Origin of the sequence: Mesorhizobium sp. M6A.T.Cr.TU.017.01.1.1 (assembly GCF_004023115.1) — a bacterium.
Taxonomy (GTDB): Bacteria; Pseudomonadota; Alphaproteobacteria; order Rhizobiales; family Rhizobiaceae; genus Mesorhizobium; species Mesorhizobium mediterraneum.
The window spans coordinates 1-9,868 of record NZ_RZTA01000168.1 but is presented as its reverse complement, the minus strand read 5'-3'; the positions used below and the strand labels follow the sequence as shown (position 1 = coordinate 9,868).

Sequence of the window (9,868 nt, the reverse complement as noted above, 5' to 3'; positions counted from 1 at the left end):
CAGCAAGGGCGACGGCATCAAGGGCCGCGCGCATCATGTCGTCGATGGTCAGGGCGCATTTTTTCGGGCGCATCGGAGAGCGTCAGGGCGAGGCTCATGGCTTTGCCCCGTCGGGGAGGCGGAGCGTTCGCAGATAGGAGGCGACCGCCTCGATCTGTGCGGTATCGTCTTCGATCGGCTGCGAGCCCGCCTCGCGGCTGACAGTCGCGCTGGTGATGCCGAGTTCGTTTGCGAAAGCGCTCGCCACCATGTCTTCGAGGGTGGCGATGTCAGCCTTCCAGCCGTATCGGCCGACCCGCGATGCGCCCTGACCATCGACGACATGATGCGCGCGGCCCTTGATGCCGTCGCCCTTGCTGACCGCCTGCGCTTCGATGACGCTGTCGGGTATCTCGTCGATCCCAGCGATACCGTAGAGTGCGAGCGGCATGCGCAGCGAAATCACATTGGCCTGGCTTGGCATCGCCGCCGACACGATCCTCATGCCATCGCGCAACGCATGTCGTCGGGCGACCGGACTGTTGGGATGATCGATCGGAACCGTGCGCCCAGAGCCCGGATCCATATGGGCTATTCTGCGCGCAAAGTGGCTTTCATCGATGCTCGCACCGCCAGGGCCGGGATGGCAGGCCACGCAGGAGGTTGCATTGAACAATGGGCCGAGGCCCATGCGCGGCGTGAAATCGGTCTGGAACGACTTTTTTCCGCGCGCCGCAAGATTGGCGTCGGCGGCAGCGCCCTGCGTCCCCTGCATCGCTGCCGCCGCGCCGTGCTCGTCGAAGGCCCCAACCTCGACGAGCGCCCCTTCGTGGCCCGGAAATCCCGGAACCTCGCCGCCAATCGTTATCCAAATATGCTGAGCGTCCGCCGAGGTCGCGATCGCGCGAAGGCGATCGGGGCCGAGGGGCCCGAGCCCTGGAATCTCGATCGTCGCCCGGGCGAGAAGCCGGCCGTCCTGGCTCAAGCGCAGCAGCGAGCCGTCGCCGCGATTGGCGACGAACAGATCAGACCCGCCAGCCAGCGTCGTGTGGCTCGAGAATTGCGGATTGGCGATCTCGGGAATGGCCGCGGCGACATCGACCGGACGGTCGAATTCCGGCAGCGAGATCGTGCGGCTCCTGGCCACCGTGAAATGCCGCCGGTCGTCTTTCAGTTCAAGCAGCAACAGCCGGTCACGGCCCGGATCGGCGATATAGAGAGTGCGGTCCGGGTTCCACTTGAAGGTGACGCCGATGACGCCGGGATCGTCGCCGATGCCGTGGCCGGTGCTTACCGTGCCCAGGCCGGTGCTTACCGTGCCGGGGCCGGCCAAGCCGTCGACGCCATCCTGGACGTGGATCTGAACCACGCTTCCATCCGCGGTGACGGCGGCGAACACGGCAAAGCCGCTGCCGTCCGGCGATGGACCGAGAAACGCCGTTCCGAGCGCGCCCGTCTGCATTCCGCCTGATGTTAGCTGGCCGCTTGCCTGATAATTCATGAGCTTGCCAAGCCAGCCGCTGGGCTGCGCTTTCGGCGTATTCTCGCGATCGGTATGCCGGCCGGCGAACACGCCGCCGGCCTCGCGGCTTGGCGCGTTGGCGAGTGGCGCACCGTCGGGGGCGACGACCGTGACGCTGCCCTCGCCATTGATCCCGCCAGGCGCGTTTGCGATCCAGGGCCTTCCGAACGCGTTGTTGATGGAAATGTATCGCGGTCCGGACGCAGCTGCGTGGCGCGCGGTTCGAGCCCCGGCATTGTACCGCCGGTTGAGAAACCGTTCGCTCTGCGCCGTGTAGAGCTGAACCCTCGCATCCGCGTCTTTGCCGGTGAGATCTTGCGGAACGATGATGGTGCCAGCAGACTTGCCCGCGCGCGGATCGATGGACAGGATCGTCCCGACCTCAAATACTGGATCGCCCGGCGGCGCGCCGAAATTGCTGCCTACGGCGACGAGAACCCTGAGCGGATCGAGCACCCGCCCTTCGCGCGTCGCCATGAGGAATTCCGGATTTCCTGGAATCGGCCCGCCGACATGAAAGCGGCCCACCTCGCGCACGCCGGCCACGTCGGGCAGCCCGACCGCGACAACACGCGCGTTCAGGCGCCAGTTGGGGGTCCGATCTCCCGCGAACGCCCAGGTCGGTAGCAGGCCGACAACTATCGCCGCCGTCGCCATGTTCCAGCGAGCAGAAAACCCCGACAGCGCGGACCATCGCCGAGTCTGATCAGTCCCGGCGAAATCCGTGGGGGCCACTGCACTGCCTGTTCGCATCGCGAGGTCTCCGGCGGTCGCAAGCGCTTGGTGACGCCTGCCACTCACGGTGCAACGTTTCGACCACGCGCGCTTACGGATCGCTTACGGCATTCGGCGTAACTGGCTCGCCGTATTAACTGCGAGCCGAGCATCGCTGCTATGCTTTGAGGTCGCGCAGACGTTGCGGCGCGAACGCCGATCGTTCAACCTGCCGGAGCGGTTCCCAGTCGATTTCCGCCGGCTTTTGCGATGAAGCTGCGCCAACCGCCATAGGCCGAAATGTCGATAGCCCGTGACAATCCGGCGGTTTCGACCAGGAAGCCTTTGGCCGATGTCCCGTCATCGAGCTCGATCGTGCCTATGCCGAGCGGCGGTGGGATCGCAGCCACGAAGCGTCCGAACGCATCTGCTGAAAGCAGCCAAACCTCGACATCGATCGCCGCCCCGTTGCCATCGGCAACACGCACGAGCCCCGGCTTCGGCACGGATTGGCCGGCAAGCGCATAGAGCTGATAGGAAGCAACTGTCTTGGCGATCCTGCTCATTCGGCCGCCCAGCGCGCAGAGTTGGCCGTTGAGCGGCATCCCCGACAAATGTGCGCCGACGACCACGAGCTCGATCATGCCGTCATCGAAATCAGGCGTTTTGGCGGATGAGGCAGGCATTGGCCAGCCGGTCGCACCAAGGCAGAGACCGCTGGCTGCATGGAGCTCGCTGGCCAGCGCCGCCGTCAAGGCGTCCTTGCCGGCAGCAGCAAGCAAGGTGACGCTCATCGGCAGACCGTCGTCGCGCTTGCCTGTCGGCACGGCGATGCCGCACAAGTCGAGCAGATTGACGAAATTGGTGTAGGTGCCGAGCCGGCTGTTGGTGACGATCGGATCGGCCAAAACAGCCGCCAGCGAATAGTGCGTCGGCGCCGTCGGCACGCAGAAGAGGTCGACCGAGGCGATGACAGGCGCCAGCCCGGCCTTGTAGGCCTGCAGCGCATAAAAGCCCTTGAAAGCATCCGCTGCCGAAAGTTTTCGCGCCCCGCCGATGATCGTGCGCGTCACCGGGTGCATGGCTGCTTCGTTCGCTTCCATGAAATCCGCAATCGCCGCATAGCGCTCGGCCACCCATGCGCCTTCGTAAAGCAGGTTGGCGGTGGCGTAGAAATCGCCGAAGGGGATTTCTACCAATCGGCAGCCGAGCTGTTCCAGCGTCCGCAGCGCCGTTTCGAATCCCGCCTGCATGGCGGCGTCGCCAAAAAATTGCCGGTCCGTCGTTGCCGGAACGCCGACAGACAGCACCGGTGGACGCGGACCGAGCGACGGCGCCGCGATAACGCGCGAATAAGGATCGGCGTCATCCTTTGCCGCCGCGGCCCTGAAGACGCTGTAGGCGTCATCGACGGTGAGCGCGAAGACGGAGACGCAGTCGAGCGTGCGGCAGGCCGGCACGACGCCGGCGGCCGACAGCGCGCCGACCGTCGGCTTCAGCCCGACGATGTTGTTGAGGCCGGCGGGGATACGGCCGGAGCCGGCGGTGTCGGTGCCGAGCGCGAAAGAAACAATGCCGCGCGCCGTCGCCACGGCCGAGCCGCACGAGGAGCCGCCCGGCACCAGTTTCGGATCGATCGCGTTTCTCGGTATCGGATAGGGCGTGCGCACGCCGACGAGGCCGGTGGCGAACTGGTCGAGATTGGTTTTTCCGACGACCAGCGCGCCGGCAGCTCTCAGGCGCGCGACGACGGTGGCGTCTTTCGTCGGCAAGTAGGCATATTCGGCACAGCCGGCCGTGGTCGGAATGCCGGCAACATCGATGTTGTCCTTGACCGCGAACGGCACGCCCCAGAGCGGCTTTGCCACGGGATCGAATCCGCCGAGTGCCTCGGCTTCGGCGAGCATCTCGGCCTTGCTTGCCAGATGGATGAAGATGCCGGGATCGTCCGCTTCCGCTATGCGCTGAAACACGGTTTCAACGACGGTCGCAACCGACATGCCGGAGGCATAGGCCGCGTGCAGGCTGCCGATATCGAAGCGGATTTCGCTCATTTCGTCTCGTCCAGAATGATCACCGGCAGATTCCACTGGATCAGCACGACGCAGCCGTCTTTCGTCCACACCGAATGCTCGGTCCCGGCCGGATTCAGCACGACGCTTCCGGCAGGATAGTCGCCATTCCCGTCGCTCTGCATGCCCTCCAGCACGACGATGGTTTCCAGCCCGACATGGCGATGGCGCGGCACGCCGGCGCCGGGCCGATAGTTCAGGATCGCGACGGACGGTTCAGCCGGTCCGCCCTTGAGCAGCCAATGCACCGAGATGCCTTCGCGAAAATGCTCGAATGTCAGATCACGCCAGGCCCCATCGGTGAGAGCCGGATATGCAATGTTAGGCATCGGCAATTCCCTTGAGCACCTGGTCCGTCATCGCCGTCCAGCCGACGATCGCGCCCTGCGCCCTGATCATGGCCAGCGCGGCCGCTTTGAATTCCGGAAAATAGCTCTCCGTCGCATCCTCGGCCAGCAGACATTCATAGCCGCGGTCGTTGGCCTCGCGCATCGTCGTCTGCACGCAGACTTCCGTCGTTACCCCGGCAAAGACGAGTTGCTGCACGCCGAGCCGCTTTAGGTCCTCGCCGAAGCTGGTGGCGTAGAACGCGCCCTTGCCAGGTTTTTCGATGACGATTTCGCCAGGCAGCGGGGCAAGCTCGTCGAGGATCGCCGTTCCCGGCTCGCCGACGATCAGCACGCGGCCCATTGGGCCGACATCGCCGATCCTGATCGACGGATTGCCGCGGTTGCGCTTGGCCGACGGCAGGTCCGAAAGGTCTGACCTGTGGCACTCCATCGTGTGGATCACCGGCAGGCCGGCGGCGCGAAATCCCTCGATCAGCCTCTTCACCGTTGGAACGATCGCCACCACCCGGCCGACGTCGTTGCCGAGGCTGGCGCCGAAGCCGCCCGGCTCGGCGAAATCGCGCTGCATGTCGATGACGACCAGCGCCATCGCCTCAGGCTCGAAAGCAAACGGAAACGGCAGCGCGTCGATCTCGGCCATCAATGATGTCCTGCCATGTGCTCGCCGATGGTCTGCACGCTCGCCTGCGCGATCGGCGTCTCGTAGACCAGCGCGCCGTCGGACATGACGAAGATGCGGTCGGAGAGCTCCAGCAATTCGTCGAGGTCCTCCGACATCAGCAGCACCGCAGCACCGGCGTTGCGTGCCTTCATGATGCGGGCGCGGATCTCGGCGACGGCGGAGAAATCGAGTCCGAAGCACGGATTCGAAACAATCAGCAGATCGACCTCGCCGGTCAGTTCGCGGGCGAGCACAGCGCGCTGGACGTTGCCGCCGGAGAGCGACGAAATCGGCGAGGCGAGCGAGGCCGTCTTGACCTTGAACTGCTCGACTAGGCGGGCCGCATAGTCCCTGATGGCACTCATCTTGATCCAGTTGATCGGTTTGCCAGCCTCGTTCAGGTCGAAGGTTCGGAAAGCCATGTTTTCCGCCACCGTCATCCTTGGCGCGCAGGCATTGCGCAACGGTTCCTCCGGGATGAAGCGCACGTTGAGCGTGCGGGCCTCGGCGCGGCTGGCGCCATAGGGCGAGCCCTTCACCAGCACGTCGCCGGCATCACGCGCACGCTGTCCGGCAAGGACTTCGAGAAATTCCTTCTGGCCGTTGCCGGAAATACCGGCGACGCCGACGATCTCGCCGGATTTCACATCAAGCGCGCCGATATGGATTGTCTTCAGCCCGGTTCGGTCGGGCGCCTTCAGTGCCTTCACCGTCAGGATTTGCCGGGCGCCGACAGGCACTGGAGCGCGGCTGTCGAGCGCGGCAATCGGCTGGTCGCCGATCATCATCGCCGCCATCCGCTTGTGAGAGAGTTCCGAGACTTTCCCTGTTCCTGTCAGTCTGCCCTTGCGCAACACCGTGATGTCGTCGGCGAATGCCGTCACCTCATGGAATTTGTGCGAGATCATCAATACGGTGAGGTCGCCCGCCTTGGTCATGCCGCGCACGAGGCCGAGCACTTCCTGCGCCTCGCCGGGGGTCAGCACCGACGTCGGCTCGTCCAGCACCAGAAAACTGCGGCCGAGATAAAGCTGTTTGATGATCTCGAGCTTCTGTTTCTCGCCGGCGGCAAGTTCGGCCACCTTGACGTCGAGCGGCAGCTTGAACGGCATCCGCTGCATGAATTGGGCAAGTGCGGCGCGCTCCTTGCGCCAGTCGATAATCCCCGGCACCTTTTCTCGGGCGATGACCAGGTTTTCCGCACCTGTCAGCGACGGGACCAGGGTAAAATGCTGGTAGACCATGCCAAGGCCGAGCGCCGAGGCATCCTTCGGGCTGGCGATCGCGACCTCGCGGCCGTCGACCAGAATGTCGCCGGCGGTCGGGTGATAAAAACCCATCATGCATTTGACCAGCGTCGACTTGCCGGCGCCGTTTTCGCCAAGCAGCGCATGGAACGATCCCGCCGGCACCTTGATCGACACGTCGTCCAGCGCGGTGAAGGCGCCGAAGCGCATTGTCATGCCGATCGTCTCGACACCGACTGCTTTTTTGCGGTCACTCATGGTCGAGCCTCATGGTAACTGGGCAACGAAGGACGCCGAGTTCGACACCGCGCCAAACACGCCACCCTGCATCTTGATCATCTTGATCGCAGCCAGATGGTTGCCGTAGTCGGTCGCCCCGCAGCAATCCTCCAGCATCACGCATTCGAAGCCGCGGTCATTGGCCTCGCGCATCGTCGTGTGGACGCAGACATCAGTGGTGATGCCGGTGAGCACGATGTTTTCGATGCCGCGCTGGTTGAGGATCAGCTCCAGGTCGGTGGCGCAGAACGAGCCCTTTCCTGGCTTGTCGATGATCGGCTCGCCTTCGGCCGGATAGAGATCGGGGATGATGTCCCAGCCCGGCTCGCCGCGCACCAGGATGCGTCCGCAAGGTCCGGGATCGCCGATGCCGGCATTGATGCGGCGTGAGCGCCAGCGCTTGTTGGCCGGCAGGTCGGCGAGATCGGGCCGGTGGCCCTCGCGCGTATGAATGATGGTGTAGCCCTTCGCCCGCATGGCCGACAACACCGACTTGATCGGCTCGATCGGCGCACGCACCAGCGAAAGGTCGTAGCCCATATGGTCGACATAGCCGCCCGGCCCACAAAAGTCGGTCTGCATGTCGATGATGATCAGCGCCGTGTTGTCGGGCCGGAGCTCGCCATTGTAGGGCCATGGATAAGGATCGGCGTCGATGTAGCGCTGCGTGACCTCGGCTCTGGCGTTCATTGAGCAAAACTCCAGTCTGGAAACGTCATTTGGTGATCGACAGTTCGCCCGGCGCGCCGGCGAGCGAACGGCTCGGCGACGAGGTGGCGATCATGATGATGAGCGTGAGAATGTAGGGTGCGGCGTAGAATAGATAGTAGCCTTGCGTGACGCCGACCGATTGCAGCGCCGGCCCAAGCGCGCCGGCGCCGCCGAACAGCAGCGCCGCGGCAAAGCAGCCGAGCGGGTTCCAGCGCGCAAAGATGACCAGCGCCACCGCCATCAGCCCCTGTCCCGACGAAATGCCTTCGGTCCAGCTGCCGGGATAGTAGAGCGACAGGTAGGCGCCGCCGATTCCGGCCAGCGCGCCGCCGAGGCCGGTGGCGAGGAGGCGCACCGTGTTCGGGTTGAGGCCCATGGCGCGCGCGGCGTCGGAGCTGTCGCCGACCACGCGCAGGATCAAACCGGCGCGGGTGTTGCGGAAAGCCCACCACAGGAACACCGCAAGTGCCGCACCGATCAGGAACAGCACGTTGACGTTGAGCGCCGCCTGCACCTGCGGAATATCGGACCAGCCGCCAAACGGGATCGCCGGCAGGTCGGGCGCCGAGGGCTGGATGAACGGCTTGCCGAAGAAGAAGGCGAGACCCGAGCCGAACAGCATCAGCGCAATGCCGATGGCGATGTCGTTAACCCCACGGAATTTGCAGATCCAGCCGTGGAACAGGCCGAAACAAAGACCGGCGGCTGCGGCGGCCAGCAGACCGAGCCATGGCGAGCCGGTCATCACCGCGACGGCATAAGCGGACATCGCGCCGAAGACCAGCGTGCCTTCGAGGCCGAGGTTGATACGCCCCGAACGCTCGGTGATGGCTTCGCCCAGCGACACGAAGATGAAGGGCGTCGAGACGCGGATGGCGCCGCCGAGCATGGCGAGCGGAACGCCCCAGAGGCCGATCTCGGTCGAGTCCATCAGGCAGTTCCCTTCAAGAGATCGGGCCTCTGCCAGAGGTCGGGATTGAAGGCCTTGAAGCGGCCGTAGAAGGTTTCGCTGAACAGGATGACGACGAAGAGCATGCCTTGCAGCACCAGCACGGTGGCGCCGGGCAGGTCCATGCGGCGTTGGATCAGCCCGCCGGAGGCGTCGATGCCGCCAAGCAGGAAGGCGACCGGGATGATGGCGAGCGGATTGTGGCGGGCGAGAAAGGCGACGAGGATACCGGTATACCCGTATCCGGCGGCGAGCGAGGCGTTGGCGCTGCCTTGCACGGCGGCAACTTCCAGCATGCCGGCAAGGCCGGCAAAGCCGCCGGCCAGGGCGGTGAAACCGACGATCAGCGGTCCGACCGCAAGTCCCTGCACCTGGGCCGCCCTGACATTGCCGCCGGCGATACGGGCGGCGAACCCCCAGCGGGTCTTTTCGATCAGCAGCCAGGACAGAATGCAGGCGATGACGCCGACGACAAGGCCCCAATGCACGTCCATGCCCGGAATGTTGCCGATGCGGTAGGCCTCCGCCAGCGGCTCGGTCGAGGGCTTGTTGAGCGAGGCGGGATCGCGCAGCGGTCCTTCCACCAGATGGTTCATCAGCGCGATGGCGATATAGGCCATCAAAAGGCTCGATATGGTTTCGTTGACGGCACGGTAGTGGCGTAGCGCGCCGACGGCACCGATCCAGATGCCGCCGGCGGCCATGCCCGCCACGCCCATGGCAAGAATAACGAAAAAGGCGGGCGCGCCGCTGGTGGCGACGCCTATGGCGGCCGCGGCAACGCCGCCCAGCACGATCGCGCCTTCGCCGCCGATGACGACGAGGCCGAGCCGGGCCGGCAGCGCCACGCAGAGCGCCGCAAGCAGCAGGGGTGCGGCCCGCGACAGCGAGTTCTGGATCGAGAACCACGAGCCGAAGCCGCCGCGCCACATCGTTTCATAGAGTTGCACGGGCGACTTGCCGACCAGCGCGATGAACAGGCTGAACAGGGCCATGCCGACGATCAGCGCCGCGAGCGGGATAACGAAGGCTTCCGCCCGCCGGGCGATCCATTCGAGCGCCGCCGGATAGCTTTTGGCGCCGAACATCGCTGGCGCGCCCGCGCTGCTCACCGTGTCTGCCATGACCCCCGTCTCCGATCCATGATCAAGCGGTCGAGCCGACGACACCTTCGACGAGATAGTCCATGCTTTCCAGCTCGATCGCGGTCTCGACGAACGTCTGGCTCTCGGTTGCGACGACATCGCCCTTGTTGTTCTTCAGGGGACCCTTGATGACCGAAAAGCCGCCCTTCATCATCTCGGCGAGCGTGCCGTCGAACTGCGTGCGCGCCGCCTCGCTGACGGCGGGACCGAGCGGGCTCATCTTGACGAAGCCGTCGGCC

Annotated in this window: 8 protein-coding genes and 1 pseudogene; all 9 read right to left on the bottom strand. The window is 65.0% G+C overall.

The genetic code is table 11. The features are described from left to right. Positions 1 to 94: 94 nt before the first annotated feature. The gene (locus EOB36_RS31520; protein ID WP_128286421.1) at positions 95 to 2,158 is read right to left on the bottom strand and encodes a di-heme oxidoredictase family protein; all 2,064 of its coding nucleotides are present in this window, start codon (positions 2,156 to 2,158) and stop codon (positions 95 to 97) included. A gap of 281 nt (positions 2,159 to 2,439) precedes the next feature. Next, positions 2,440 to 4,269, bottom strand: a complete 1,830-nt coding sequence (gene atzF / locus EOB36_RS31515) for an allophanate hydrolase (RefSeq protein WP_128286420.1) — start codon at positions 4,267 to 4,269, stop codon at positions 2,440 to 2,442. Beyond that, positions 4,266 to 4,616, bottom strand: coding sequence for a cupin domain-containing protein (locus EOB36_RS31510; RefSeq protein WP_127203632.1), 351 nt, complete (start codon positions 4,614 to 4,616; stop codon positions 4,266 to 4,268). The genes atzF and EOB36_RS31510 overlap by 4 nt, the downstream gene beginning before the upstream one ends. Further along, positions 4,609 to 5,277: an isochorismatase family cysteine hydrolase gene (locus EOB36_RS31505; protein ID WP_128286419.1), complete on the bottom strand. Its 669-nt coding sequence runs from the start codon at positions 5,275 to 5,277 to the stop codon at positions 4,609 to 4,611. The genes EOB36_RS31510 and EOB36_RS31505 overlap by 8 nt, the downstream gene beginning before the upstream one ends. Next, positions 5,277 to 6,803 carry an ABC transporter ATP-binding protein gene (locus EOB36_RS31500; protein WP_128286418.1) on the bottom strand — a complete coding sequence of 509 codons (1,527 nt, stop codon included), beginning with the start codon at positions 6,801 to 6,803 and terminating at the stop codon, positions 5,277 to 5,279. The genes EOB36_RS31505 and EOB36_RS31500 overlap by 1 nt, the downstream gene beginning before the upstream one ends. A 9-nt stretch (positions 6,804 to 6,812) precedes the next feature. Next, positions 6,813 to 7,514 carry an isochorismatase family cysteine hydrolase gene (locus EOB36_RS31495; RefSeq protein WP_128286417.1) on the bottom strand — a complete coding sequence of 234 codons (702 nt, stop codon included), beginning with the start codon at positions 7,512 to 7,514 and terminating at the stop codon, positions 6,813 to 6,815. A gap of 25 nt (positions 7,515 to 7,539) precedes the next feature. Then, positions 7,540 to 8,466, bottom strand: a complete 927-nt coding sequence (locus EOB36_RS31490; RefSeq protein WP_128286416.1) for an ABC transporter permease — start codon at positions 8,464 to 8,466, stop codon at positions 7,540 to 7,542. After that, entirely contained in the window at positions 8,466 to 9,572 is a 1,107-nt protein-coding gene (locus EOB36_RS31485; RefSeq protein ID WP_245467951.1) for an ABC transporter permease, read from the bottom strand. Before EOB36_RS31485 ends, EOB36_RS31490 begins: the two co-directional genes overlap by 1 nt. A gap of 58 nt (positions 9,573 to 9,630) precedes the next feature. Further along, positions 9,631 to 9,868, bottom strand: a pseudogene (locus tag EOB36_RS31480) (BMP family ABC transporter substrate-binding protein); the annotation flags it as partial.

Excerpts from the sequence above, each read along its gene's own strand:
- atzF (WP_128286420.1), bottom strand. The coding sequence starts at position 4,269 with ATGAGCGAAATCCGCTTCGATATCGGCAGCCTGCACGCGGCCTATGCC.
- EOB36_RS31500 (WP_128286418.1), bottom strand. The coding sequence starts at position 6,803 with ATGAGTGACCGCAAAAAAGCAGTCGGTGTCGAGACGATCGGCATGACA.
- EOB36_RS31495 (WP_128286417.1), bottom strand. The coding sequence starts at position 7,514 with ATGAACGCCAGAGCCGAGGTCACGCAGCGCTACATCGACGCCGATCCT.
- EOB36_RS31485 (WP_245467951.1), bottom strand. The coding sequence starts at position 9,572 with ATGTTCGGCGCCAAAAGCTATCCGGCGGCGCTCGAATGGATCGCCCGG.
- EOB36_RS31505 (WP_128286419.1), bottom strand. The coding sequence starts at position 5,277 with ATGGCCGAGATCGACGCGCTGCCGTTTCCGTTTGCTTTCGAGCCTGAG.
- EOB36_RS31520 (WP_128286421.1), bottom strand. The coding sequence starts at position 2,158 with ATGGCGACGGCGGCGATAGTTGTCGGCCTGCTACCGACCTGGGCGTTC.
- EOB36_RS31490 (WP_128286416.1), bottom strand. The coding sequence starts at position 8,466 with ATGGACTCGACCGAGATCGGCCTCTGGGGCGTTCCGCTCGCCATGCTC.
- EOB36_RS31510 (WP_127203632.1), bottom strand. The coding sequence starts at position 4,616 with ATGCCTAACATTGCATATCCGGCTCTCACCGATGGGGCCTGGCGTGAT.